At 69.9% G+C, this 23,959-nt stretch carries 26 protein-coding genes and 1 pseudogene; 15 read left to right on the top strand and 12 right to left on the bottom strand.

Annotation, left to right across the window (positions count from 1 at the left end):
• The first annotated feature begins 34 nt into the window (after positions 1-34).
• From TTY48_RS12900 to phoU, 9 genes are all read left to right on the top strand, one after another.
• The gene (locus tag TTY48_RS12900) at positions 35-232 is read left to right on the top strand and encodes a hypothetical protein (protein ID WP_220657875.1); all 198 of its coding nucleotides are present in this window, start codon (positions 35-37) and stop codon (positions 230-232) included.
• Complete coding sequence (locus tag TTY48_RS12895; protein ID WP_220657874.1) at positions 229-1,182, top strand: ABC transporter ATP-binding protein; 954 nt, start codon at positions 229-231, stop codon at positions 1,180-1,182. Before TTY48_RS12900 ends, TTY48_RS12895 begins: the two co-directional genes overlap by 4 nt.
• Positions 1,179-1,997, top strand: coding sequence for an ABC transporter permease (locus tag TTY48_RS12890; protein ID WP_220657873.1), 819 nt, complete (start codon positions 1,179-1,181; stop codon positions 1,995-1,997). Before TTY48_RS12895 ends, TTY48_RS12890 begins: the two co-directional genes overlap by 4 nt.
• A complete protein-coding gene (locus tag TTY48_RS12885; RefSeq protein WP_255585660.1) occupies positions 1,994-3,148 on the top strand; it encodes a sensor histidine kinase in 1,155 nt (384 codons plus the stop codon). Before TTY48_RS12890 ends, TTY48_RS12885 begins: the two co-directional genes overlap by 4 nt.
• Entirely contained in the window at positions 3,145-3,765 is a 621-nt protein-coding gene (locus TTY48_RS12880; protein WP_220657872.1) for a response regulator transcription factor, read from the top strand. The genes TTY48_RS12885 and TTY48_RS12880 overlap by 4 nt, the downstream gene beginning before the upstream one ends.
• A gap of 193 nt (positions 3,766-3,958) precedes the next feature.
• Positions 3,959-4,948, top strand: a complete 990-nt coding sequence (locus TTY48_RS12875) for an acyl-ACP desaturase (RefSeq protein ID WP_220657871.1) — start codon at positions 3,959-3,961, stop codon at positions 4,946-4,948.
• A 79-nt stretch (positions 4,949-5,027) separates the two neighbouring features.
• Positions 5,028-6,032 carry an acyl-ACP desaturase gene (locus TTY48_RS12870; protein WP_304941249.1) on the top strand — a complete coding sequence of 335 codons (1,005 nt, stop codon included), beginning with the start codon at positions 5,028-5,030 and terminating at the stop codon, positions 6,030-6,032.
• Positions 6,033-6,105: 73 nt separating this feature from the next.
• Positions 6,106-7,296: a tRNA dihydrouridine synthase DusB gene (gene dusB / locus TTY48_RS12865; protein WP_220657869.1), complete on the top strand. Its 1,191-nt coding sequence runs from the start codon at positions 6,106-6,108 to the stop codon at positions 7,294-7,296.
• Positions 7,297-7,373: 77 nt separating this feature from the next.
• The gene (gene phoU, locus TTY48_RS12860) at positions 7,374-8,036 is read left to right on the top strand and encodes a phosphate signaling complex protein PhoU (protein ID WP_220657868.1); all 663 of its coding nucleotides are present in this window, start codon (positions 7,374-7,376) and stop codon (positions 8,034-8,036) included.
• A gap of 1 nt (position 8,037) precedes the next feature.
• On the opposite strand, the gene TTY48_RS12855 is transcribed toward phoU, so the two are convergent.
• The 7 genes from TTY48_RS12855 to TTY48_RS12825 form a co-directional block, all read right to left on the bottom strand.
• Positions 8,038-9,153 (bottom strand): FHA domain-containing protein, encoded by a 1,116-nt coding sequence (locus tag TTY48_RS12855; protein WP_220657867.1) that lies wholly within the window; start codon positions 9,151-9,153, stop codon positions 8,038-8,040.
• Between the two features lie 60 nt (positions 9,154-9,213).
• Positions 9,214-9,990 carry a phosphate ABC transporter ATP-binding protein PstB gene (gene pstB, locus TTY48_RS12850; RefSeq protein WP_220657866.1) on the bottom strand — a complete coding sequence of 259 codons (777 nt, stop codon included), beginning with the start codon at positions 9,988-9,990 and terminating at the stop codon, positions 9,214-9,216.
• Between the two features lie 12 nt (positions 9,991-10,002).
• Positions 10,003-10,917: a phosphate ABC transporter permease PstA gene (gene pstA, locus TTY48_RS12845; protein ID WP_220657865.1), complete on the bottom strand. Its 915-nt coding sequence runs from the start codon at positions 10,915-10,917 to the stop codon at positions 10,003-10,005.
• The gene (gene pstC, locus TTY48_RS12840; RefSeq protein ID WP_374758691.1) at positions 10,914-11,963 is read right to left on the bottom strand and encodes a phosphate ABC transporter permease subunit PstC; all 1,050 of its coding nucleotides are present in this window, start codon (positions 11,961-11,963) and stop codon (positions 10,914-10,916) included. The genes pstA and pstC overlap by 4 nt, the downstream gene beginning before the upstream one ends.
• A 92-nt stretch (positions 11,964-12,055) precedes the next feature.
• Positions 12,056-13,180, bottom strand: coding sequence for a phosphate ABC transporter substrate-binding protein PstS (gene pstS, locus TTY48_RS12835; protein ID WP_374758690.1), 1,125 nt, complete (start codon positions 13,178-13,180; stop codon positions 12,056-12,058).
• Between the two features lie 132 nt (positions 13,181-13,312).
• Positions 13,313-14,179 (bottom strand): mycothiol synthase, encoded by an 867-nt coding sequence (mshD, locus tag TTY48_RS12830; RefSeq protein WP_220657863.1) that lies wholly within the window; start codon positions 14,177-14,179, stop codon positions 13,313-13,315.
• Positions 14,179-14,913 carry a response regulator transcription factor gene (locus TTY48_RS12825; RefSeq protein ID WP_220657862.1) on the bottom strand — a complete coding sequence of 245 codons (735 nt, stop codon included), beginning with the start codon at positions 14,911-14,913 and terminating at the stop codon, positions 14,179-14,181. Before TTY48_RS12825 ends, mshD begins: the two co-directional genes overlap by 1 nt.
• A 128-nt stretch (positions 14,914-15,041) precedes the next feature.
• Here TTY48_RS12825 and TTY48_RS12820 point away from each other — a divergent pair, with 128 nt between their 5' ends.
• From TTY48_RS12820 to TTY48_RS12795, 6 genes and pseudogenes are all read left to right on the top strand, one after another.
• Complete coding sequence (locus tag TTY48_RS12820; protein ID WP_220657861.1) at positions 15,042-15,869, top strand: LmeA family phospholipid-binding protein; 828 nt, start codon at positions 15,042-15,044, stop codon at positions 15,867-15,869.
• A 281-nt stretch (positions 15,870-16,150) separates the two neighbouring features.
• Positions 16,151-16,984 (top strand): sulfurtransferase, encoded by an 834-nt coding sequence (locus TTY48_RS12815; RefSeq protein ID WP_220657860.1) that lies wholly within the window; start codon positions 16,151-16,153, stop codon positions 16,982-16,984.
• Positions 16,985-16,990: 6 nt separating this feature from the next.
• Complete coding sequence (locus tag TTY48_RS12810) at positions 16,991-17,296, top strand: DUF1416 domain-containing protein (RefSeq protein WP_220657859.1); 306 nt, start codon at positions 16,991-16,993, stop codon at positions 17,294-17,296.
• A gap of 141 nt (positions 17,297-17,437) precedes the next feature.
• On the top strand, positions 17,438-18,484 hold the full coding sequence (locus TTY48_RS12805) for an alpha/beta fold hydrolase (protein WP_220657858.1): 1,047 nt from the start codon (positions 17,438-17,440) through the stop codon (positions 18,482-18,484).
• 95 nt (positions 18,485-18,579) lie between these two features.
• Positions 18,580-18,708, top strand: a pseudogene (locus tag TTY48_RS12800) (MGMT family protein); the annotation flags it as partial.
• 167 nt (positions 18,709-18,875) lie between these two features.
• Positions 18,876-19,577 carry an MspA family porin gene (locus tag TTY48_RS12795; protein ID WP_220657857.1) on the top strand — a complete coding sequence of 234 codons (702 nt, stop codon included), beginning with the start codon at positions 18,876-18,878 and terminating at the stop codon, positions 19,575-19,577.
• Here TTY48_RS12795 and TTY48_RS12790 read toward each other — a convergent pair.
• From TTY48_RS12790 to TTY48_RS12770, 5 genes are read right to left on the bottom strand one after another with little or no spacing between them, the layout of a single operon-like run.
• Positions 19,574-20,248 carry a nucleoside/nucleotide kinase family protein gene (locus TTY48_RS12790; protein WP_220657856.1) on the bottom strand — a complete coding sequence of 225 codons (675 nt, stop codon included), beginning with the start codon at positions 20,246-20,248 and terminating at the stop codon, positions 19,574-19,576. The two genes, TTY48_RS12795 and TTY48_RS12790, sit on opposite strands and share 4 nt — an antisense overlap.
• Positions 20,245-21,102, bottom strand: a complete 858-nt coding sequence (locus TTY48_RS12785) for a PfkB family carbohydrate kinase (protein ID WP_220657855.1) — start codon at positions 21,100-21,102, stop codon at positions 20,245-20,247. Before TTY48_RS12785 ends, TTY48_RS12790 begins: the two co-directional genes overlap by 4 nt.
• Positions 21,092-21,874, bottom strand: a complete 783-nt coding sequence (locus TTY48_RS12780; RefSeq protein ID WP_220657854.1) for an ATP-binding cassette domain-containing protein — start codon at positions 21,872-21,874, stop codon at positions 21,092-21,094. The genes TTY48_RS12785 and TTY48_RS12780 overlap by 11 nt, the downstream gene beginning before the upstream one ends.
• On the bottom strand, positions 21,871-22,830 hold the full coding sequence (locus tag TTY48_RS12775; RefSeq protein ID WP_255585659.1) for an ABC transporter permease: 960 nt from the start codon (positions 22,828-22,830) through the stop codon (positions 21,871-21,873). The genes TTY48_RS12780 and TTY48_RS12775 overlap by 4 nt, the downstream gene beginning before the upstream one ends.
• Complete coding sequence (locus TTY48_RS12770) at positions 22,827-23,837, bottom strand: substrate-binding domain-containing protein (protein ID WP_220657852.1); 1,011 nt, start codon at positions 23,835-23,837, stop codon at positions 22,827-22,829. The genes TTY48_RS12775 and TTY48_RS12770 overlap by 4 nt, the downstream gene beginning before the upstream one ends.
• Positions 23,838-23,959: the final 122 nt, after the last annotated feature.

Here is a 23,959-nt window from a genome sequence, read left to right as displayed (position 1 = left end):
CCACCCGGACGCGACCGGACCCCACGATCTGCTGATGGACGCCGTCCGGCTCGGACCGGCGCCCACCCGCTCCCGCGAGATCTTCGTGATCGTAATCACAGTCGTCGTCCTGGCGGCCGGGTTCGTCGCATTCCAGCCGCCCGCCGCCCTCGCGGCCGTGGTGGCCGCCGTCATCGCCGCCCACATGGCGGTGCGGTGGGTGCTCGGCAGCCGCAAGTGGGGACGCGCGTGACCGCCGTGCGGGCCGAGCCCGCCGTGACCACCGACACCGTCATCGCCGCGACCGGGCTGCGCCGCACCTATGGGACCGGCGGCAACGCCTACGAGGCCGTCCGCGGCGTCGATCTCGACGTCCGGCACGGCGAGGTCTTCGCCCTGCTCGGCACCAACGGCGCCGGCAAGACCTCCACCCTCGACCTCCTGGAGGGCCTGGCCGCCCCCACCTCGGGCGAGGTCACCGTGTTCGGCCGCGACCCGCTGCGCGACCGCCGTGACGTGCGCCCACTGTGCGGGATCATGCTGCAGGCCGGCGGCCTCCCCGCCGAGCTCACCGTGCGCGAGACCCTGCAGATGTGGCGCGGCACCTGCAGCAATCCCACCGACACCGACTCGGTGCTGGCCCGCGTGCACCTCACCGACCGCGCCGATGTGCGGGTGCGCGCACTGTCCGGCGGTGAGCAGCGCCGCGTGGACCTCGCCTGCGCGCTGATCGGGCAACCCCGGCTGCTGTTCCTCGACGAGCCCACCACCGGACTCGACCCGGAGAGCCGCCGATCCACCTGGCGGCTGCTCGCCGAGCTCAAGGCCGACGGCGTCACCATGGTGCTCACCACCCACTACCTCGACGAGGCCGAGGCCCTCGCCGACCGGATCGCGATCATGCACCGCGGCGAGATCGCCCGCCTCGGGACGCTCCGCGACATCGTCGAGGACCACCCGGCCGTGATCGCCTTCGACGATCCCGGGGTCCCGGTGCCGGTGCTGCCCGGCGCACGGGTCGGCACCGGACCCGACGGTGCGCGGCTCACCGTCGAAACCCACCGGCTGCAGGCCGATCTGCACACCCTGCTCGACTGGGCCGCCGACCGCGGCCTCACCCTGAACGGCCTGCAGGCCCACGCACCGTCGCTCGAATCGGTGTTCCTGTCCGTGGCCGACACGACGAACGGAGACCCCCGATGAGTACCGCGACCGCCACCCGTCCCGGCGTCGGCTACGGCCGCCGTCCCCTGCGCGCCCTCGCGCACGCCGAGTACCTGCAGTTCCGGCGCAACAAGACGCTGCTCTTCATGGGCACCGTGTTCCCCGTGGGGACGCCCCTGCTGCTCTTCTTCGCCGCGGGCGACGGTCCGCGGACCGCGCTCGGCGTGGCCAACACGCTGGAGATCTTCGCGCTGTCGGCGCTGCTGATGGTGCAGTACTACTCGGTGCTGTCGATGGTCACCACGCGCCGGTCCGAGGGCGTCCTGAAACGCCTGCGCACCGGCGAGGCCACCGATCTGCAGATCCTCACCGCACCCGCCGTGCCCGGGGCCGTGCTCACCCTGGTGGGCACGGTGATCGTGGCGGGCACCGTCTTCGCCGCGGGTGGCCCGCTGCCGGTGAACCCGCTGCTGCTGCTGGTGGCCCTGATCGGCGGCCTGCTGATCTTCACCCTGCTCGCGCTGGCCACCAGTGCCGTGACCAAGAACGCCGAGGCCGCGCAGATCACCTCCATCCCGGTGATGGTGCTGTCGATGGTGGGCCTGGCGAGCATCCGCCCCGTGCTCCCCGAGCAGCTCGGCCGGATCGCCGACTGGACGCCCTTCGCCGCAGTCGCCGACCTGATCCGGCTGGGCGAGGCGGGACTGGCACCGGGTGCCGCGAACGACGCCGCCGCCCTCGACTTCGCCGCCACCTTCGCCGAAGCCGGGCGACCTCTTGCCACACTGGTCCTATGGACGGCGATCTCAGTGGCTCTGGTTCTCCAGTGGTTCCGCTGGAACGATCGCGGGTGATCCCGGCGCCCCTGCGCCGGGTCGCGGCGTGGTGGGCCGGGATGTCGGGGCCCGACAAGTTCCGGCTGTACACCCGGTTGGTCCTGCAGAGCGCGGTGATCAGCGTGGTCGCGATGCTGGCCGTGACCGGCATCCGCCCGCTGCCCGTGATCGCGACGGTCATCGTGGGCCTCGCCGCGATCGCCGCCGTCGAATCCCAACCCGAACTGTCCATGCGCGCGGACGCCCGCCAGCGCCGTCTGGCCTGGCGCTTCGCGGTGACCTGCCAGGCCCTCGTCTTCGGCGGGGCGGTGGTGATCGCGCTCGCCGCGGGCGACGGACCGGTCCGCAACGGGGCCGCCGTCACCGCCTTCCTCACCCTGCTGATGGCCTCGGGTTCGGTCCTGCCCTTCGTGCGGCACCCGTGGCCGATCCTGATCGCGGGCAGCGTGCTGATCATGCTGCTGATGCGCGACGCCGACACGGCCCTCCGGCTGCTGATCGTCTTCCCCATCGGGGTGTTGCTCATGTGGACCACCCGCGCGACGGTGTGGAGCCTGCACGTCCTGTCCGAGCTCGAGGAAAGCCGCGATATGGCCGCCGAGTTGCAGGTGGCCGAGGAACGGCTGCGATTCGCCCGCGACCTGCACGACGTGGTGGGGCGCGGGTTCTCGGCGATCGCGGTCAAGAGTGAACTGGCCGCGACCCTGGTCCGCGCCGGCGCCGCGGACCGCGCGGCCACCGAGATGGACGAGGTGAAGTCACTGGCCGTGACCTCGATGGAGGAGATGCGCTCGCTGGTGCGCGGCTACCGCGATGTGGACCTCGCCGGCGAGGTGGCCGGGGCCCGCTCCCTGCTCGCCGCCGCGGGCTGCCGGCTCACCGTGACCGGCTCCCCCGACGACGTGCCCACCCGCTTCCACGAGACCGCCGCGTGGGTGGTCCGCGAGGGCACCACCAACATCGTCAAGCATTCGACCGCCTCCGCCGCCGAACTCACCCTGCGCGCCGACGGCCTGGAACTGCGCAACGACGGTGCGCCCGACGCACCGTCCGGCGCACCGTCGGGCCTGGCGGGCCTGGCCGAGCGCGTGCACACCGTGGGCGCGCAGCTGCGCACCACCGGCGAAGCCGGAGACTTCGTCCTGGCCGTGACCTGGGAGGAACGATGATCGACGTGCTGCTCGCCGACGACGAGCACCTGATCCGCACCGCGATGGCGGCCCTGCTGGACCTGGAGGACGATCTGCACGTGGCCGCCGAGGCCGGCTCGGGCGCCGAGCTGGTGGCGCTGTGGCAGCGCCGCGTGGAACAGGGCCTGCCACCCGCGGTCGCCGTCCTGGACCTGCAGATGCCCGGGATGGACGGCATCGACACCGCGGCCCAGCTGCTCGCTCTCACCCCCGACGCCGGCACCCTGATCGTCACCAGCCACGGGCGGCCCGGCTACCTCAAGCGGGCGCTGTCGATCGGCGTGCGCGGCTTCCTCCCCAAGACCGCGCCCGCGGCCACGCTGGCGCAGGTGATCCGCACCGTCCACACCGGCGGCCGGTACGTGGACCCCGAGCTCGCCGCGGAGGCGATCAGTGCCGGGGATTCGCCGCTCACGCCGCGCGAGGCCGACGTCCTGGAGTTCGCCGCCGACGGGGCCTCCGTCGACGAGATCGCCCGGCGCGCGCATCTGAGCCCCGGCACCACCCGCAACTACCTCTCCTCCGCGGTCGCCAAACTGGGCGTCGCGAACCGGTACGAGGCCACCCTCCGGGCGCGGGAACGCGGCTGGATCTGACACCGGTGCAGGATGTGGAACGAGTCACCCACCCCGCGATTCAGTGCGGTGAATCCTCCATCGGAGTTACCTTGGACACAGTCACGGCGCATTTCGGCAGGAAGATTGCCGGGCGCAGTAACACCGAGACCACGGTGTGCGAAATCCAACCGGACGTGTCTCGAGTCGGCCCCGTGCCGAGCGACGGAGGAACATGCAACGCGAACTCACTCACCTGGAGATGCTCACCGAGCTCTCCGGTGTGGCGGAGGCGAATGTCAATCGCCACCTGTCGATGACCAAGGACTGGAACCCGCACGACTACGTGCCGTGGGACGAGGGCAGCAACTACGCCGCCCTCGGCGGTCAGGACTGGGACCCGTCGCAGTCGCAGCTCTCCGATGTGGCGCGGGCCGCGATGATCACCAACCTGCTCACCGAGGACAACCTTCCCAGCTACCACCGGGAGATCTCCGAGAACTTCTCCATGGACCACGCGTGGGGCCACTGGGTGGGCCGCTGGACCGCCGAGGAGAACCGCCACGGCATCGCGATGCGCGACTACCTGCTGGTGACCCGCGCGGTCGACCCGGTCAAGCTCGAGGAGTTCCGGATGACCCACATGGGTAACGGCGTCTCCTCGCAGGGCCATTCCGGCGCCGGCCCCGAGGCCCGCAGCATCCTGCACCTGGTCTCGTACGTGACCTTCCAGGAGCTGGCCACCCGCGTGAGCCACCGCAACACCGGCAAGGCCTGCAACGACGCCACCGCCGACAAGCTGCTCCAGCGCATCGCGGCCGACGAGAACCTGCACATGATCTTCTACCGCAACATCTGCGGTGCGGCGCTCGATCTGGCCCCCGACCAGGCCCTGCGCGCGGTGACCGACATCCTCACCCACTTCGAGATGCCCGGCATCGGCATGCCCGACTTCCGCCGCAACGGCGTGCTCATGGCCAAGCACGGCATCTACGACCTGCGCCAGCACAAGGACGAGGTCGTCATGCCCGTGCTGCGCAAGTGGAAGATCTTCGAGCGCGACGACTTCGGCCCCGAGGGCCAGAAGGCGCGGGAGGAACTGGCCGCCTACATCGACGAGCTCGAACTGCAGGCCGGCCGCTTCGAGGAGATGCGCGACCGCTCGCTGGCCCGCGAGGCCGCCAAGCGCGAACGCGCCCTGGAAAAGGCCGCAGCCAGCGCATAACCCCCGGCTACGTTGAGTCCAGAGTGTGATTTGCGTAGTCTTGTCGGATAGTTCGAAGCAGAAATACGTCGGAAGAGGAATGATGTCGACCCGTCCACTCACTCAGCTCGAGCTCCTGCAGGAGCTGTCGGGCGTCGCCGAGGACAACGTCAACCGCCATCTCTCGATGACCAAGGACTGGAGCCCCCACGAGTACATCCCGTGGGCGGACGGCAGCAACTTCGCAGCGCTCGGCGGTCATGATTACGACCCCGAGGAGAGCCGCCTCGACGAGGTCGCCAAGGCCGCGATGATCACCAACCTCCTCACCGAGGACAACCTGCCCACGTACCACCGGGAGATCGCCGCCAACTTCTCCATGGACGACGCCTGGGGCCACTGGGTGGGCCGCTGGACCGCCGAGGAGAACCGCCACGGCATCGCGATGCGCGACTACCTCGTGGTGACCCGCGGTGTGGACCCGGTGAAGCTCGAGCAGGCCCGCATGATCCACATGACCAACGGCTGGGATCCCCAGGGCAAGGTCGCTCAGCACACCGAGCAGAAGATGACGATGCTGCACTCGGTGGCGTACGTGACCTTCCAGGAGCTGGCCACCCGCGTGAGCCACCGCAACACCGGCAAGGTGTGTGCCGACCCGATCGCCGACAAGATGCTGCAGCGCATCGCGGCGGACGAGAACCTGCACATGATCTTCTACCGCAACATCTCGGCCGCCGGCCTCGACCTGGTGCCCGACCAGGCGATCCGCGCCATCACCGACACCATCAAGCACTTCGAGATGCCCGGCGCCGGTATGCCGGACTTCCGCCGCAACGGCGTGCTCATGGCCAAGCACGGCATCTACGACCTGCGCCAGCACAAGGACGAGGTCGTCATGCCCGTGCTGCGCAAGTGGAAGATCTTCGAGCGCGAGGACTTCAGCGCCGAGGGCGAGCGGACCCGCGAGGAGCTCGCGGCCTTCCTCGACGAGCTCGAGGCCGCGGCCGTGAAGTTCGAGGAGATGCGCGACCGCTCGCTGGCCCGCGAGGCCGCCAAGAAGGAGAAGGCCGCCGCCAAGGAGAAGGCCGGCGCGAGCGCCTGACCTCCGCGATCGACCGCACTCACCTCCTGATGTCCTCCGGGCGTCGGGAGGTGAACGCGTTAAGGGAGCACCCATGACCACCGCCACGCAGCCGAAACTGACCATCGGCCGGTTCGAGCTCGACTCCCCCGTCGTGCTCGCGCCGATGGCCGGCGTCACCAATGTGGCCTTCCGCAGCCTGTGCCGGGAGTTGGAGCGCCAGCGCTCGGGCACCGTAGCGGGCCTGTACGTGTGCGAGATGGTCACCGCCCGCGCCCTGGTGGAGCGGCACCCCGTCACCATGCACATGACCACCTTCGCGCCCGACGAGGACCCGCGGAGCCTGCAGCTGTACACGGTGGACGCGCACTACACCTACGAGGCGGCCCGGATGATCGCCGAGGAGGGCCTCGCGGATCACCTGGACATGAACTTCGGCTGCCCCGTCCCGAAGATCACCCGCCGCGGCGGCGGGTCCGCGCTGCCGTACAAGCGGAACCTGTTCGCCAGCATCGTCGATGCGGCGGTCCGCGGGATCGAGGACGGCGGCGCCGGCGGCCGCATCCCGGTCACCGTGAAGTTCCGCATCGGCATCGACGACGAGCACCACACCCACCTGGATGCGGGCCGGATCGCCGCGGAGCAGGGCGCTGTCGCCGTGGCGCTGCACGCCCGCACCGCGTCGCAGCGCTACTCCGGTCAGGCCGACTGGGACGAGATCGCCCGGCTCAAGGAGCACGTGCACCACCACTTCGGCGATGCTGTGCCGGTGCTCGGCAACGGCGACATCTTCGCCGCCGACGACGCGGTGACCATGATGGACCGCACCGGCTGCGACGGCGTGGTGGTGGGCCGCGGCTGCCTCGGCCGCCCCTGGCTGTTCTCCGAGCTGTCCGCCGCCCTGAACGGCACCGCGATGCCGACCCCGCCGAACCTCGGCGAGGTCACCGAGATCATGTACCGCCACGGCGAGCTGCTGGCCGCGCACCACGGCGAGGACAAGGGCATGCGGGAGATCCGCAAGCACGTGGCCTGGTACCTGCGCGGCTTCCCCGCCGGCGGCGAGCTGCGCACCCGGCTGGCCACCGTCAAGACCCTGACCGACCTGCGCGCGCTGCTCGACACGCTGCCCCGCGACGTGCCCTTCCCGAAGGACGCGGAGGGTCCCCGCGGCCGCCAGGGCACCCCCGGCAAGGTGGTGCTCCCGGAGGGCTGGCTCGACGATCCGTGGGAGGCCGACGCCGCCGCGATGCCCGGCGCGGAGACGGAGACCAGCGGCGGGTGAAGCCGCGTTCACTTCGCATTCACCTACCGCTCAGCTGAGGACGACAAACCGTCAGAATCGGGCGTTATAATGCGCCCATGCGTACCGCGTACACACAGCAGATGGCTGCGTTCAATGACATTCTCGGTGACATCTGCGGCAAGTCGGGTGTGGCCATGGAGAAGGCCACCAACGCCCTGCTGCAGGCCGATCTCGAGCTCGCCGAGGAGGTCATCTCCGGGCACGACGAGATCGTCCGCCTGAGCCGCCGCGCCGAGGAGGAGGCCTTCTCCCTGCTCGCGCTGCAGGCCCCCGTAGCCAGCGATCTGCGCATCGTGGTGTCGGGCTTCCAGATCGTCGCCGATGTCGACCGGATGGGCGCGCTGGCGCTGCACGTCGCCAAGGTCACCCGCCGCCGCTTCCCGAACAAGACCCTCCCCGAGGAGGTCAACGGCTACTTCGCCGAGATGGGCCGGCTCGCCGTGGAACTCGCGAACTCGGCCCGCGAGGTGCTGCTCACGCAGGACCCGAAGCAGGCGGCCGAGATCGAGGAGCAGGACGATGCGATGGACGATCTGCATCGCCACCTGTTCACGGTGCTGATGGACCGGGATTGGAAGCACGGCGTGGCCGCCGCGGTCGACGTGACGCTGCTGGGCCGCTACTACGAGCGCTTCGCCGATCACGCTGTGGAGATCGGCCGCCGGGTGATCTTCCAGGCCACCGGCAACGCCGAGCCCACCGCCGACGTCTCGAACTGAATCAGCCGCCGGCGCCGTCCTGGAGCTGCAGGATCCTGCCGCCCAGGTGGATATCGGTGCCCGGCGTGAGCGGTACCGGCTGGCCGGGCGGTAGCCGCAGCGGCGCGGGTGTGGCCGGCGGGCGCACCCAGGTGCCGTTCGCCGATCCCACGTCCACCGCCAGCAGCTGCCAGCCGTCGATCCGGATCTCCAGGTGCGCGCGCGACAGTGCGCCCGTGCGGTCTTGGAGGACAACGGAATTGAGGCGTCCGGCACCGTCGAACGAGCGGCCGCCGCGCTGGGCCACGTAGCCCGACGGGTCGCGGCCGATCACCATATCGGCCTCCACCACGTAGGCGGCGCCGTCGTCGGCCACCAGCATGCCGAGCGGCGGCCGCGGCCCCGTCTCCAGCGGAGCGCGGCGATCCACGAGCGCGCCGCAGCGGCTGCAGTACGCGGCGAACGGGGCGTTGAGATGCCCGAAGGCGCAACGCCTTCCCTCCACCAGGGGCCCCGCGGTGGGCACCGACTCCGGCACCTCCACCTCGTGCTCGGTGGCGGCGAACAGCGGACTCACGCCCGTGGGTTCCTCGTTCGTCGGCGCATCGCCGGGGAAGACGTCGGTGGCGGCGTCGATCTCGCCCTGCGCTTCCAGTGATTCGTCGGACCACAGCACCGCGCCCGCGCCGGGGACGGCGCCGCGCAGGAGGTGCAGGGCGGTGGGCCCGCACACGGGGCCGGGCGGGGGCGGCGGCCCGACGGTGACGGTGACCACCGCGCCGGGCGGCAGCGGCGAGACCCGTTCGACGAAGCCGGCCTCCGCGTGCAGGGCGCTCAGCGGCGCGGCGGCGGAGGCGGATCCGAAGATGGCCACGGTGAGCGCCTGCTCGGGCGGGACCCCGGCGGAGCCGTGGATCAGCGCCCGGACGGTGGTCTCGGTCACCTGGAGCACCACGAAGGACGGGCCCGACTGCGCCGCCACCGCCCTGGTGATGTCGTCGTCGGTGTCGAGTGCGGCCATCAGGGCCGCGACCTCGGGCGGCGCGCCCACGGCGGGCACGTCCACCAGGAGCACCGCGTCGCGCACGCGGGCGACCGCACGGTCGCCCGGGAGCACGGTGCTGTACTGCGATGTCATTGCCTCACCGTACCGTCGGGTACCGGCGCGGCCGGTGCCGCGGTCGCGTGCGCAGCGGGATCAGCCGAACCGGCCCGAGATGTAGTCCTCGGTGGCCTGCTCCTCCGGGTTGGAGAACATCTTCTCGGTCGCGTTGATCTCGATGAGCTGGCCGGGCTTGCCGGTGGCCTCGAGGTTGAAGAACGCGGTCTGATCGGAGACGCGGGCGGCCTGCTGCATGTTGTGCGTGACGATGACGATCGTGTACTGCTGCTTGAGCTCGGCGATCAGGTCCTCGATGGCCAGCGTCGAGATCGGGTCCAGGGCCGAGCAGGGCTCGTCCATGAGCAGCACGTCGGGGCTCACCGCGATCGCGCGCGCGATGCACAGACGCTGCTGCTGACCGCCGGACAGTCCGCCGCCGGGCTTGTTGAGCCGGTCCTTGACCTCTTCCCAGAGGTTGGCGCCGCGCAGCGACTGCTCGGCCACCTCGTCCAACTTGTCCTTGCTGCGGATGCCCTGCAGCCGCAGGCCGGCCACCACGTTGTCGCGGATCGACATGGTGGGGAACGGGTTCGCGCGCTGGAAGACCATGCCGATGGTCTTGCGCACGCCCACCGGATCGACGCCGGGACCGTAGATGTCGGCACCGTCGAGGGTGATGTGGCCGTCCACGCGGGCGCCGGGCGTCACCTCGTGCATGCGGTTGATGGAGCGGAGCACTGTCGACTTACCGCAACCGGACGGTCCGATGAAGGCGGTCACCGAGTTCGGCGGCACCGAGAGGGTCACATCGCGCACCGCGTGGAACGCGCCGTAGTAGATGTTCAGGTCCTTGATATCAAGACGCTTGGCCATGGGACTCTCCTGTTACTTCGTCTTCGGCGCGAGCAGGCGCGACATGAGTGCGGCCAGGCCGCTGGCGATGCCCACCAGCAGCACCAGGGTCAGGGCGGCGCCCCACGCGCGGTACTCGCCGACGGCGCCGGGGTTGTTGCGGTACTGGTCGTAGATGAACAGCGGCAGCGACGACATGTTGCCGTTGAAGACGTCGTAGTTCATCCGGTCGCTGATGCCCACCAGCAGCAGCACGGGTGCGGTCTCGCCGACCACGCGGGCGATGGCGAGGAAGACACCGGACACCATGCCCGACGCGGCGGTGGGGAGCACGATGCGCACGATGGTCTTCCACTTCGGCACGCCGAGTGCGTAGGAGGCCTCGCGGAGTTCGTGCGGCACGAGTTTGAGCATCTCCTCGGTGGAGCGCACCACCACCGGGACCATGAGCAGGATCAGCGCCAGGCTCACCGCGAACGCGGACTGCGGCATGCCGAAGGTGGTGATCCACACACCGAAGATGAACAGGGTGGCCACGATCGAGGGGATGCCGGCCAGCACGTCGACCATGAAGGTGGTGATCCTGCCGAGGCGGGTGCCCTCGGCGTACTCGACGAGGAAGATGCCCACCATCACGCCGATCGGCACCGAGAACAGCGTCGCGATGCCCGCCTGGACGATGGTGCCGTACAGCGCGTGCCGGATGCCGCCCGAGTACGAGTCCGGCGCCACCCGGACCATCGACTTGGTCCACCATTCGGGATCGATGACGGCGGGCAGGCCGTTGGCGATCACCATGTACAGCAGGGAGACCAGCGGCGCGAGGGCGAGCAGGAAGCAGGCGCCGAAGATGAAGGCGGCGGCGTTGTTCTTGATCCGCCGCACCGTGGAGGTGCGGTGGAAGATGACGTCCGTCTTCGCGACGGAGTCCAGATCGGCGGCGGTCATCCGTTCACCCGTCCCCCGCCGATCCAGCGCGCGATCGCGTTCACGATGAACGTGAGCACGAACAGCACGAGGCCGGCGGCGATGTAGGCGCCGCGCTGATCGACGTTGTCGAACTCAGCGGCGGCGGAGGCGATCTTCGAAGCGAAGGTGTAGCCGCTGTCGAACAGCGACCAGATGGAGTTCTTGGTGGCGGCGAACAGGATGATCAGCACCGCGATGGTCTCGCCGAGGGCGCGGCCCAGGGCCAGCATGGAGCCGGCGACGATGCCGGACCGTCCGTAGGGGAACACCGTGAGGCGGATGACCTCCCACTTGGTGGCGCCCAGGGCCAGCGCGGCCTCCTGATGCGAGACCGGGGTCTGGCGCAGCGCCTCACGGGTGATCGAGGTGATGATCGGCAGGATCATGATCGCCAGCACGATGCCGGCGGTGAACACCGTGGAGCCCAGCGAGAGTTCCACGTTGCCGGTCTTGAACAGGAAGAACCAGCCCAGGTTCTCGTTGAGCCAGCGCTGCAGCGGCACCAGGAAGGGTGCCAGCACGAAGATGCCCCACAGGCCGTAGATGATCGACGGCACGGCGGCCAGCAGGTCGATCACGGCGCTGAGCGGGCGCGACAGCCGGGCCGGCACGTACTGCACCAGGAAGGTGGCGATGCCCACCGCCACCGGGACGGCGATGATCAGCGCCATCACCGAGGAGAGCACGGTGATCTTCAGCAGCTCGAGGATGCCGAAGCGCATGTTGCTCGGGTTGGTCTGCCACTCCGAGCTGGTGAGGAAGTTGACGTTGTTCTTGGTGAGCGCCGGGACGGCCTGCACGACGAGCTGGAGGAAGATCAGCGCGATCACGGCCACCAGCAGCACGCCGGAGGCGTAGGCGGTCCACTTGAAGATCTTCTCCATGCGGCCGGAGTCCGCCGAGGTCGCGAAGTCCACCTTGTCGTCCACGGCAACAGTGTCCGTGTCCAGCCGTGCCGGTGTCCCGGGTTCGGCGTCCCGCGTCGTCGAATCTTCCGTTGCCATCTGTCCCTGTCGTTCCGCCATCGTGTGGCTACCTTCCCGTGGGACGGGCGCCGCGCGCGGTGGTCACCCCGCGCGGCGCCTCGTCCGACGCTGTCCTACCGGTTGCCCGCTCGCTACTGGATCGAGTCGACCGAGGCGAGCAGGGTGCTCCGGAACGAGTCCGGGATGGGCGCGTAGCCCTGGCCGTCGAGCTGGTCCTGCGCCGACTTGCTGGCCGCGACCTTGAGGAAGGACTTGACGCCCTTGGCGACCTCGGCGTCCGAGTACTTCGAGCACACGATCTCGTAGGTGGCCAGCACGATCGGGTAGGCGCCGGTGGCGGTCGGCTTGTAGAAGCCCTCGGTGTCGAGGACGAGGTCCTTGCTGCCGGGGGTCTTGAACTTGGCGGCGTCGATGGTCTTGGCGACCGACTCGCTCGACAGCTTCACGGCCTCGGGGCCGGCGGAGGTGATGATGTTGGCGACCTGCAGCTTCTGCGCCTTGGCGAAGCTCCACTCGGCGTAGGTGATGGTGCCCTCGGCCTTGTTGACGGTGGCCGCGACGGCGGCGTTGCCGCTGGCGCCCTGGCCGATGCCGCCCTTGAAGGCCTTGCCCTTCTTCTCGTTCGCGTCCCAGTCGGCGGCCGCGGCGGAGCCGAGGTACTTCTGGAAGTTCTCGGTGGTGCCCGACTCGTCGGAGCGGAAGACCACGGTGATCGGCAGGTCCGGGAGCTTGGTGCCGTTGTTCTCGGCGGCGATCTCCGGGGCGTTCCACTGGGTGACCTTGCCGGAGAAGATCTTGGCGAGGGTGGACGCCGACAGGTTGACCTGGACGTTGTCCGGCAGCTTGTAGGCCACGGCGATCGGGCCGAAGACGAGCGGCAGGTTCAGCGCGGGGGCGCCGCACTTCTCCTCGGCCTTCTTGGCCTGGTCGGCGTTGAGCGGCGAATCGGAGCCGCCGAAGTTGGTGAGGCCGCTGGTGAACTCGGTGATGCCCTGGCCCGAGCCGTTGCCGCTGTAGTCGACGTTGGCGCCGGAGCAGTCCTGCGCGAAGGTGTTCTTGAACACCGTCATCGCATTGGCCTGTGCGGTCGAGCCGCTGCCCTTGAGCTGGAGCTTGCCGTCGCACTGGACGCCGGAGCCGCCGCCCGGTGCGCTGCTGGCCGCACCGGTCGACTCCTCGCTGCCGCAGGCCGACAGGGTCAGGGACAGTGCTGCAGCCGCGGCGATGGCCGCGACGGATCCACGCTTGATGTTCACCGAGAGTCCTCCGGGTTGGGGTGAGTCGGGCGCGCACCGTCAACGAGGGGCGCTGCTCTGAACCTAGGGATGCCGGGTGTCCGAATCGGGTGTCGCCGGTGAACTGCGGGGAAACACCGCTGGTCGAGTGATTTACGTTTGCGCGTACGCGACGTGTCTTTCGTGTTCCGAAAAACCGAGTCTCGTATAGGTGTGCAGCGCGGCGGTGTTGTCACCCTCTACGTACAGCTCCACGGTGTCGAGTGTGCGATCCGCCAGATAGTGCAGGCCGGCGGCGGTGAGCAGCCGTCCGAGGCCGCGTCCCTGCCCCTCGGGGGCCACCGCCACGATGTACACCTCGCCGATCCCGGCGGCGGGGTCGGCGACCTTGGTCCAGTGGAAACCGAGCAGCCGCCCCTGATCGTCGACGGCGAGGAACAGGCCCGCCGGATCGAACCAGGGCGCGTTCACGCGTTCGGCGATCTGCTCCGGTCCCCAGCCGCCCTGCTCCGGGTGCCAGGCGAAGGCGGCGTTGTTCACCGCGAGCAGTGCGGTGTCGTCGCTCGGGCCGGCGTAGGTGCGCAGCGTGACGCCGTCGGGGGCCGACGGTGCCGGATCCAGTCCGGTGAGGGGGCGGCGCAGGTTCAGCAGGGTGCGCACGGGCGTCAGGCCGAGCTTCGCGGCCACGGCGCGGGCGGGCGGCAGGTCGCCGTGGGCCCAGACGGTGGCGCCGTCCCCCGCCACGTCGAGCGCGGCGGCCACGAGCTCGCGACCCAGGCCCCGTCCGCGGCGACCGGGGGCGACGACGGCTTCGATCGCGCCGGCGCCGCCGGCGGGCGGGATCACGATCCCGGCGTAGCCCGCATCGTCGGGCGCGAGGACGTGCGGTCCGGGTCCGGAGACACCGAGGCGGAACTGTTCGGAGAGCGGGCCGATGCCGTCGATGGCGGCGGCCTCGGCGGCGAGGGCCAGCACCGCGCCCGGATCGGGGACCGGTCCGTGCAGCACCTCGGCGGCCATCAGCCCTCCTCGACTTCCTCGTACTCGTCGACGACGTCGTCGCCGGAGCGGTCGGCCTTGCCGCGGGCGGGGCGCACGGCCTTGTAGCCCACGTTGCGGACGGTGCCGATCATGCCCTCGTGTTCGGCGCCGAGCTTGGCGCGTAGGCGCCGCACGTGCACGTCCACGGTGCGGGTGCCGCCGAAGAAGTCGTAGCCCCACACCTCCTGCAGCAGCTGGGCGCGGGTGAAGACGCGGCCCACGTTCTGGGCGAGGAACTTGAGGAGCTCGAACTCCTTGTAGGTGAGGTCGAGCGGTTTGCCGCGCAGCCGGGCCGTGTAGGTGCCCTCGTCGATGAGCAGCTCGCCCAGGGTGATCTTGTCGGCGACCTCGTCCTCGGCGCCGCCGATGCGGCGTCCGGCCACCAGCCGCAGGCGCGCGTCGATCTCGGCGGGGCCGGTGCCGGGCAGCAGGAAGTCGTCGAGGCCCCAATCCGCGTTGGCGGCCACGAGGCCGCCCTCAGTGAGCACGGCGACCACGGGGACCTGTCCGCCGCCGGTGGTGCCGAGCAGGCGGCAGAGGCCGCGGGCGGCCACGAGATCGGTGCGCGCGTCGACCAGCGCGACGTCGGCGGGACCCACCTCGAGCAGCGACGAGACGTCGGCGGCGAGGGGGCGCACGGCGTGCGCGAGCAGCGACAGCGCAGGGAGCACACCGTCCGGGTTCGGGTCGGACGTGAGCAGGATGAGATCCAACGAGCCCTCCCCGGTGCATGACGGCGGACGAAACAACAGGTGTCAGAATAGCGGTGGTCAGAGCACCACGCGCCGCCGCACCGTCCGAGACGTGTGTCGGCGCGCTCACAGGCGACGAGAGGCGAGGCGTGGGACAGGCATCCGGACGGTCCTGGATCAGACGCGCACTGATCACGCTGGCGGTCCTGGTGGTGGCGCTGTTCCTCGCGGAGGTCGGCACCGCCGCGACCGCCGAGTACCGGCTCTCCCGCGAGCTGCGGGCGGCCGCGGGCCTCGACACCGACCCCGAGGTCACCATCGGCGGGTTCCCCTATCTCACCTCGGGCGGACAGCACCCGAAGCTGTCGATCGCGGTGCCCGCGCAGGTGGGCGACCCGAAGGACCCGAGGAAGGGACGGATCGAGGCCGAGCTCACGGACGTCGACCTGCCCGGCGGCGTGCTGCCCACGTTCACCGCGGACACCCCGATCCGGGCGGGGCACATCGAGTCGCGGGTGCGACTGGATCAGAAGACTTTCGGGCGGTACCTCGGGATCGTCGATCTGCAGGTGCACACGCCCGCCCCGAAGCGGGCCGGCGCGGGCAGTCCCGCCGACGGGTACGTGAAGTCGGCGACGGGCGTGGTGCTCACGGGCGACATCCCGCTGCCCACCGAGCAGGACCCGAAGCGCACGGTGCTGATCTCGGTGGCCGCGGACTTCTCCGCGGAGGGACAGGCGATTCACGTGCGGGCCACGGGGATCTACACCGGCCCCGAGGACCACGCGAAGGCCGATCTGCTGCCGGGTGAGGAGCCGAAGGTGTTGGCGGCGTTCACCAGGACGCTGCCCGCGATGGCTCTGCCCTTCGGGGTGCGGGCGACGGGCGCGCGCGGCGAGAACGCCGATGTGGTGCTGCTCGGTGAGGCCGACGATGTGACGGTGACGCCCGGCGCTTTCTACCGTCCCGTGGCGTGAGACGGACCTCCCATGACGCGATCATCGCGGGTTCGGTATTCTGGCGGCATGCGCAACCGCTGTGAGCTGCTGCTCACCCGCCGTCTGGCGGTCGACCTGTGCCGTATGGCCGGTTGTCGCTGTCTGGGCTAGTCCCGAATATCCCGGGCCGGGCGCGTGATCGTCGCAAATCACCGCATTCTCCCGTCCTCCCCAGCGCATCCGCGCACATTCGAAGCACGCGAATCCCCTCGGTTTCGCCCTTCACCCATACGTCCATGGAATCAACGAAAGGGATCCTCATGGCTCGCTCCGATGTCCTGGTCTCCGCAGACTGGGCTGAGCAGAATCTCGACACCCCGGGTGTCGTCTTCGTCGAGGTCGACGAGGACACCAGCGCCTACGACGGTGGCCACATCGCCGGCGCCGTGAAGCTGGACTGGAAGAAGGATCTCCAGGACCAGGTGCGCCGCGATTTCGTCAACGCCGAGCAGTTCGGCGCCCTGCTCTCCGAGCGCGGCATCGGCAACGACGACACCGTGGTGCTGTACGGCGGCAACAACAACTGGTTCGCCGCGTACGCGTACTGGTACTTCAAGCTGTACGGCCACCAGGACGTGAAGCTGCTCGACGGTGGCCGCAAGAAGTGGGAGCTCGACGGCCGCCCGCTGTCGGCCGACGCCGTCTCGCGTCCCGCCACCAGCTACACGGCGCAGGCCCCGAACAACGCGATCCGTGCCTTCCGCGACGAGGTCGTCGAGGCCATCGACGTCAAGAACCTGGTGGACGTCCGTTCGCCCGACGAGTTCTCGGGCAAGATCCTGGCGCCGGCGCACCTCCCGCAGGAGCAGAGCCAGCGTCCCGGCCACATCCCCGGTGCGATCAACGTGCCGTGGAGCAAGGCCGCCAACGAGGACGGCACCTTCAAGTCGGACGAGGATCTGGCCGCGCTGTACGCGGAGGCCGGCCTGGACGGCCAGAAGGAGACCATCGCCTACTGCCGCATCGGTGAGCGTTCCTCGCACACCTGGTTCGTGCTGCAGGAGCTGCTGGGCCACAAGAATGTCAAGAACTACGACGGCAGCTGGACCGAATACGGTTCGCTGGTCGGCGTGCCGGTCGAACTGGGAGCGTAATCAAGTATGTGTGGAGCACCGAAGCAGGGACAGAACCTGCCCGCAGGCGTCGACGTCGAGAAGGAGACCGTGCTGACCGGTCAGGTCCTCGACGGCACCGGTAACCCGGTGGCGGGCGCCTTCGTCCGGCTGCTGGACGGCACCGGCGAGTTCACGGCCGAGGTCGTGGCCTCGGGCACCGGCGACTACCGCTTCTTCGCGGCGCCGGGCACCTGGACGCTGCGCGCGCTGTCCTCCGTGGGCAACGGCGACATCCAGGTCTCGCCGGAGGCGAACGGCGTCTACAACCAGGACATCACCGTCTCGGCGTAGTCGCTATCCCTGCGAGAAGGGCGTGCATCCATCCGGATGCGCGCCCTTCCCGTTTTCGGGGCCTCGCGGGTTCCGGGCGAGTACCGTCCCATCAGTACCGAATCGGTATTACGTCGCGAAACCGCTACCCGAGGAGTCCCCGTGCCCGCTCCCACCGACGCCGACTACTTCGAACTCGGCGATTTCACCCTGCAATCCGGTCACACGCTGCGCGGTGCCCGCCTCGCCTACAAGACGTTCGGCACGCTCAACGCCGACAAGTCGAACGTGATCGTCTACCCCACCTGGTACTCGGGCTGGCACACCGACAACGAGTGGCTCATAGGCACCGATAAGACGTTGAACCCCGACGAGTACTTCATCGTCATCCCCAACATCCTCGGCAACGGCCTGTCGACCTCCCCGTCGAACGCGCCCTCGCCCTACGACCACGCCCGGTTCCCCCTGGTCACGTTCTACGACCAGGTGGAGGCGCAGCACCGCCTCCTCACCGAGAAGTGGGGCGTCTCCACGATCGCGCTGGTGACCGGCTGGTCGATGGGAGCCGGACAGACCTACCAGTGGGCGGTGAGCCACCCGGAGATGGTGCAGCGCGCGGCCCCGTTCTGCGGCTCCAGCCGCACCGCGCCGCACAACCAGGTCTTCCTGGAGTCCCTGCGCGAGGCGCTGCGCGCCGACGCGGCGTGGGCCGACGGCGACTACGACCCCGCGCGCCCGCCGATCAAGGGCCTGCGCGCCTTCGCCCGGATCTACTCCGGATGGGGCTTCTCCCAGGCCTTCTACTGGCACGAGACGTGGCGCGAGCTGGGCTTCACCTCGCTCGACGACTTCCTCTACGGCTTCTGGGAGCAGTTCTTCCGGGACGGCCGCGACCCCAACAATCTGATCGCGATGATCGGTACCTGGCACGCCGGGAACGTGGGCAACACCCCCGGGTTCGACGGTGATCACGAGGCCGCACTGCGCTCGATCACGTGCCCGCTGCTGGCGATGCCCGCGGAGAAGGACCTCTACTTCCCGCCGGAGGACGAGGTGTGGGCCTCGCAGTTCATCGAGCACGGCGAGGTGCGGGTGATCCCCGGCGTGTGGGGCCATTTCGCGGGCGGCGGCGCCAACCCCGTCGACACGGCGTTCATCGACGCGGGCCTGCGTGAGCTGCTGGCGCGGCCCGGTCGGTCGCAGGCGTAGATCCCGATCTCACGTTTCCCGCACCCGCGCGTCTCCGGGGTATCTCGACCTGGATCTGGCACTGTCGCAAGGCTTTCGGCGGCTCGTGCAGAGCCGCCTGCGCCACGAACCCGCTTCCCGTGGTGGCGCCCTGCCACCGGGCGGTGGAGTCCGGCGGCGGGATCGGGCAGTACGTGGGCGGGGCCGAGGCGAAGACCGCACTCCTGGCACTGGAGGCGGTGTGAAGCCGGTCCCCCGCGCCCGTGTGCACAACATGATCCGCAGGCGGTGTGACCCAGGTCATCATGAAGAAACCGTGAATTGCAGTTGGCAAATTGCATGTAGCCATGATTGAGTTCAGTTCGTCAAGACATCGAGGCCGTCCCCGGCCGCGTAGAGGAGTCGAACAATCATGCGTCGAATCAAGATCGGTATGGCAGCTGCGGCCGTCGCGGCCTGCGCCGTCTCGGTGATGTCGGTGGGGCCCGCCTCCGCTCAGATCACCCCGCAGAACCCGTCGGGCCCCGTCAAGGGTGGCAAGCAGACGATCTCGTCGTCGGAGGGCGTCGCGGGTCAGATCTCGCTGTTCGACCTCAAGGCGAAGCTGTTCCCGCCGCTCGCGGGCGATAACAAGTCGCGGTTGGCCTATGTCGACGGCAAGGCCGAGGGCACCATCACCCAGGCGCCGGGCGAGATCCAGGCGGCCACCGTCGAGGTGGGCTACGTGGTGGCCTGCGGCGTCAAGGACGGCGGCTTCGAGTCGTGGATCGGTTCCAACCAGTCCATCAGCGGCGGCGTGGGCGCCGTGGGCGCCATGGGCGGCCTGATCCCCGCCGGTGCGCTCGGCGGCGGCGTCGGCGGCACCCTGGGCCTGAGCCAGAACCAGGTCATCAAGACCGCACCGGGTGGCATCGTCTATCTCCCGGTGGGCACCAAGACGATTCAGAAGCCGAAGGTCGGCGAGAGCTTCGGCGTGCGCTTCGGTGAGAAGCGCGTGAGCATCGAGGGCTGCATCGGCAGCGTCGACGCCGTCGCCTACTCCACCCTCACGGTCTCCTCGCGGAATTTCGACGATATGAAGACCGTGTACAGCGAGGTCATGCGCTTCGCCTAGTCCGTGCGGAGTCCCCGGGAGGCCGGAGTGCGATCGTCGCGCTCCGGCCTCTCGTCGGTCATCGTCACGATCCGGTCGGCGCGAGCCGCGGTCGCCTCGATGAACACCGCGTTGGTCTCATCGGTGCCCAGCGCACGGGCGCGCGCCTCGTCGATCGATCGACCGAATCGCCTGTGCCGCGCGATGAGCCGCTCCCGGCGCAGGTCCGGATCGATCGCGAGGAACCACACCTCGTCGATCGCCGCGCGCGCCGTGGGCCACGCGCCGGTGTCCGCGAGCAGGTAGTTCCCCTCGGTCACCACGAGCGGGACCCCGGGTGCCACCTCCACGGCGCCCGCGATCGACGCCTCGAGGCTGCGATCGAACCGGGGCGCGTACACCGTGGCGTCCGCGGCCCGCAGCCGGTGCAGCAGGTGGGCGAAGCCGGAATCGTCGAAGGTGTCGATGGCCCCCTTGCATTCCCAGCTGCCGTGCGCGCGCAGTACGGGATCGTCGAGGTGGTATCCGTCCATCGGCACCAGTACCGCGTCGGCGCCCAGCGCCGCCACGAGCAGTTCCGCCAGTGTGGACTTGCCCGATGCCGGTGCGCCGGTGATACCCAGCACGGAGCGTCCCGGGCGGGCCGCCAGGGCGCGGGCGTCTTCGACGAGCGCCTCGAACGAGTCCGTCATCGTGTCCCCCTCACCGTCTGCAGCCACGCCCGCACGCCCGGGTGGCGGCACTTGTCCGAAGCCCGGGCCGCCGCGGAGCGCAGCGCCTCCGGCACCGGCGTCCCCCGGGCGATCTCGAACGCGTAGGCACCGTGCAGTACGTCGCCGGCGCCGAGCGTATCGACCACGGCCACGGACGGCACGTCGACGGTGCCCGGCGCACCGTCGAGCAGGTAGCGGATCGGGCCGCCACCATCGGAGACGGCGACCATCCGTGGGCCCGGGAAGGGTTCGGGCGCCTGGAAATCCGCCGAACAGATCACATGCGTGGCGCTCGGCAGCAGCTCGGCGAACACCGGCCGCCACCGGCCGGCGTCGATCACGGTGGGTGCACCGGCGGCCAGCGCCGCGGACAGGGCGGCGCGGGCCGCGTCCGGACCGTGCCCGTCGAGCAGCACGACATCGCACCCGGTGGCGTCGATCGGCGGGACCGCGGCGGGGTACCCGGAGCCGTCGTAGGAGACGATCTGCCGATCGCCCGATCCGGCGTGCACGGTGATCGCGGAGACCGGCGGCTCGAAGCCCGTGGGCGCCAGGTCGATCAGCTGTACACCGCACCGCGTCAGATCGTCGCGGATCAGGCGGCCGAGCGGACCGTCGCCCACCGGGGCGGCGAGCACCGCGGCCCCGCCGAGCGCGGCGAAGGTGGCGGCCGCGTTGAGCGCCGGCCCGCCGCCCGCGACGTCCTGCCGGGTGGCGGTGACCTTCGCGTTGGGGCGGGGCAGCTCGTCGACCCGCTGGATCACATCGACGGTGGCGAGCCCCACGAACAGTCCGCGCGGCGCGCCGGGTGGACGGGCGAGGTCAGGCCCCACCCGCTGCCTCCACGTCGGTCGGTTCCAGCGCGCCGGTCATCAGCGCCACGACATCGGCCATCGACCGCTGCTTCGGATCGACCACGGCGGCCCGCCGCCCCAGCCGGTGCACGTGGATGCGATCGGCCACCTCGAAGACGTGCGGCATGTCGTGGCTGATCAGGATCACCGGGGTGCCGCGGTCGCGGATCTCCCGGATGAGGTCGATCACCTGGCCCGATTCGCGTACGCCGAGTGCGGCGGTCGGCTCGTCCATGATGATCACCTTCTTGCCGAAGGCAGCCGCCCGGACCACCGCCACGCCCTGCCGCTGCCCACCGGAGAGGGTCTCGACCGCCTGTGTCGGTGACTTGATCCCGATCTTGAGGTCGGCGAGGTGCTGCGCCGCCGCATCGCGCATGGCCTTGCGGTCGAGCTGGCGGAAGACGCTGCCGAGCACACCGGGTTTGCGGATCTCCCTGCCCAGGTACACGTTCGCCGCGATGTCCAGCGCGGGGATCACGGCCAGATCCTGGTACACGGTCTCGATCCCCGCGTTGCGCGCATCGAGCGTGCTGCGGAAGTGCACCGGCCGGCCGTCGAGCAGGATCTCGCCCTCGTTCGGCACCAGCGCCCCGGACAGGGCCTTGATCAGGCTGGACTTGCCGGCGCCGTTGTCGCCGATCACCGCCAGCACCTCGCCCGCGCGGAGCTCGAAATCGGCGCCCGCGATGGCCTGCACCTGACCGTAGTTCTTCACCAGGCCGCGCGCCTGCAGCACCGGCGCGCTCATTGCAGCCTCCGTCGTGAGAGCTGGTCCAGCGCAACGGCTGCGATCACCAGGACGCCGGTCGCGATGTTCTGGTACAGGTTGTCGATCCCCACCAGGGTGAGGCCGTTGCGCAGCACGCCCACGATGAGCGCGCCCACCAGGGTGCCGAGGATGGCTCCCCGGCCGCCGAACAGGCTGGTGCCGCCGATCACCACGGCGGTGATGGTGTCGAGGTTCGCGGTCTGGAAGGCGTTCGGATCGGCGGTGGGGATGCGCCCCAAGGCCGCCCACGCGGCGATCGCCGCGATCACGCCGGACACCAGGTACACGCCGAAGATCGTCTTCGAGGTCTTGATACCGGCCAGCGACGCCGAGACCGGGTTCCCGCCCACGGCGTAGATGTGCCGGCCGGTGGCGGTGCGGTTGAGCACGTACCAGGCGGCCGCGTACACCGCGAGCAGTACCACCAACCCCACGGTGAGGGGGAACCCGAAGACGTCGAAGGAGGTTCCGAGCGCGGTGAGCGGACCATCGGCCACCCGGTAGGTCTGCGAACCGGCGTAGAGCTGGGTGGCGGCCGCGACAATGGTGAACATGCCCAGCGTCACGATGAAGGGCGGCAGTTTGAGCAGCGTCACCAGTGCCCCGTTCACCGCCCCGATCAGCATGCACACCGCCAGGGCGATCACCATGGCGAGCACGGGGTCGGTACCGGCCAGCTTGGCCAGGATCACCGTTCCCAGCACGCACGTGGCGCCGATCGACAGGTCGATCCCCGCGGTGAGGATGATCAGTGACTGCGCCACGGCCAGGATCCCGATCACCATGGACTGCTGCAGGATCAGCGAGATGTTGTAGCCCGTCGCGAAGCGCGGCGTGAGGATGAAGAAGATCACGCAGGCCACGATCAGGGCGGCGAGCGGCCCGGCGAGCGGCTCGCGCAGGGTGCGGGCCAGGGTGAGGCGGGACAGGCTCACGCCTGGCCCCAGCAGTTCTGGGCGCCCCACGCGGTGTCCTTGGATTCCACGCCGGCCACCGGCTTATCGGTCACCAGCTGCGAGCCGGTGTTGACGAAGCCGGTGGGCTTGGTGCCGTCCTTGGCGAAGGCGACCACGGCGTCCACGCCCTGTTCGGCCATCTTCGCGGGGAACTGCAGCACGGTGGCGCCGATGATGCCCTTCTTCACGTTGTCGACGCCGGTGCAGCTGCCGTCGATGGACCCCACGGTGAGCTGCTCGGCCTTGCCCGCCTTCTTCGCGGCCTCGTAGCCGCCGGCCGCGGCGGGTTCGTTGATCGTGTACAGCGCGTTGGCATCCGGGACGCGCTGCAGGAGGTTCTCCATCGCCGTCTGCGCCTTGGTCTGGTCGCCGTTGGTGTTCTCCTTGCCCACCACCTCGGGGCTGTTCTCGGCGAGCCCGATGCCCTGCAGGAAGCCCTGGTGCCGGTAGTCGGAGACGCTGCTGCCCGCGGTCCCGTCGAGCATGAGCAGCTTCGGCGCCTTCCCGGCGAGCGCGCCCTTGACCCAGGCGCCCTGGAGGCGGCCCGCCTCCCGGTTGTCGGTGGCGAAGGTGGCGTCCACGGCGTCCGCGGGCTCGGTGGCGGTGTCCAATGCGATCACCACGACGCCGGCATCGCGGGCCTTCTTGATGGCGGCGAGGATGCCGGTGGACGAGTTGGGGGTGATCAGGATGCCCTTCGCGCCCTGGCTCACCAGGTTCTCGATGGCGGCCACCTGGCCCTCGTTGTCACCGTCGAACTTGCCGGCGAGGGCCACGAGGTTCGCGCCCTTGGCGTCGGCCTGCGCCTTCGCCGCCTCGCGGATCTTCACGAAGAAGGGATTGGTGTCGGTCTTCGTGATGAGACCCACCGTGACCCCGCCGCCCGACGAGCCGCCGCCGTCGCGGTTGCAGGCGGCCACCGAGGTGAGACCGAGGGTGAGGGCGCAGCACATCGCTGCCACGCGGACGCTCTTGCGGCTGGACATGGGAACTCCGTTCGACGGTTCTTCGTGTGTCGTGGGTCACACGAGGGTTCTGATGCCGGACGCTATACCCGCCGATCAATCCCCCGCAAGGGTTTGCGCAAACGCTTGCGCGGGTCCGGCAC

The organism is Tsukamurella sp. TY48, from assembly GCF_019656655.1.
In the GTDB taxonomy this organism is placed as follows: Bacteria; Actinomycetota; Actinomycetes; order Mycobacteriales; family Mycobacteriaceae; genus Tsukamurella; species Tsukamurella strandjordii.
The sequence above is the reverse complement of the archived record's forward strand: the minus strand, read 5'-3'. Positions and strand labels throughout refer to the sequence as shown.

Bases quoted from the DNA above. Each gene is read 5' to 3' on its own strand.
- TTY48_RS12900 (WP_220657875.1), top strand. From the start codon at position 35: ATGGACGCCGTCCGGCTCGGACCGGCGCCCACCCGCTCCCGCGAGATC.
- TTY48_RS12880 (WP_220657872.1), top strand. From the start codon at position 3,145: ATGATCGACGTGCTGCTCGCCGACGACGAGCACCTGATCCGCACCGCG.
- TTY48_RS12795 (WP_220657857.1), top strand. From the start codon at position 18,876: ATGCGTCGAATCAAGATCGGTATGGCAGCTGCGGCCGTCGCGGCCTGC.
- TTY48_RS12770 (WP_220657852.1), bottom strand. From the start codon at position 23,837: ATGTCCAGCCGCAAGAGCGTCCGCGTGGCAGCGATGTGCTGCGCCCTC.
- TTY48_RS12855 (WP_220657867.1), bottom strand. From the start codon at position 9,153: ATGACATCGCAGTACAGCACCGTGCTCCCGGGCGACCGTGCGGTCGCC.
- phoU (WP_220657868.1), top strand. From the start codon at position 7,374: ATGCGTACCGCGTACACACAGCAGATGGCTGCGTTCAATGACATTCTC.
- pstB (WP_220657866.1), bottom strand. From the start codon at position 9,990: ATGGCCAAGCGTCTTGATATCAAGGACCTGAACATCTACTACGGCGCG.
- pstC (WP_374758691.1), bottom strand. From the start codon at position 11,963: ATGGCGGAACGACAGGGACAGATGGCAACGGAAGATTCGACGACGCGG.
- mshD (WP_220657863.1), bottom strand. From the start codon at position 14,179: ATGGCCGCCGAGGTGCTGCACGGACCGGTCCCCGATCCGGGCGCGGTG.
- TTY48_RS12790 (WP_220657856.1), bottom strand. From the start codon at position 20,248: ATGACGGACTCGTTCGAGGCGCTCGTCGAAGACGCCCGCGCCCTGGCG.
- dusB (WP_220657869.1), top strand. From the start codon at position 6,106: ATGACCACCGCCACGCAGCCGAAACTGACCATCGGCCGGTTCGAGCTC.
- TTY48_RS12890 (WP_220657873.1), top strand. From the start codon at position 1,179: ATGAGTACCGCGACCGCCACCCGTCCCGGCGTCGGCTACGGCCGCCGT.
- TTY48_RS12870 (WP_304941249.1), top strand. From the start codon at position 5,028: ATGATGTCGACCCGTCCACTCACTCAGCTCGAGCTCCTGCAGGAGCTG.
- TTY48_RS12815 (WP_220657860.1), top strand. From the start codon at position 16,151: ATGGCTCGCTCCGATGTCCTGGTCTCCGCAGACTGGGCTGAGCAGAAT.
- pstA (WP_220657865.1), bottom strand. From the start codon at position 10,917: ATGACCGCCGCCGATCTGGACTCCGTCGCGAAGACGGACGTCATCTTC.
- TTY48_RS12780 (WP_220657854.1), bottom strand. From the start codon at position 21,874: ATGAGCGCGCCGGTGCTGCAGGCGCGCGGCCTGGTGAAGAACTACGGT.
- TTY48_RS12875 (WP_220657871.1), top strand. From the start codon at position 3,959: ATGCAACGCGAACTCACTCACCTGGAGATGCTCACCGAGCTCTCCGGT.
- TTY48_RS12810 (WP_220657859.1), top strand. From the start codon at position 16,991: ATGTGTGGAGCACCGAAGCAGGGACAGAACCTGCCCGCAGGCGTCGAC.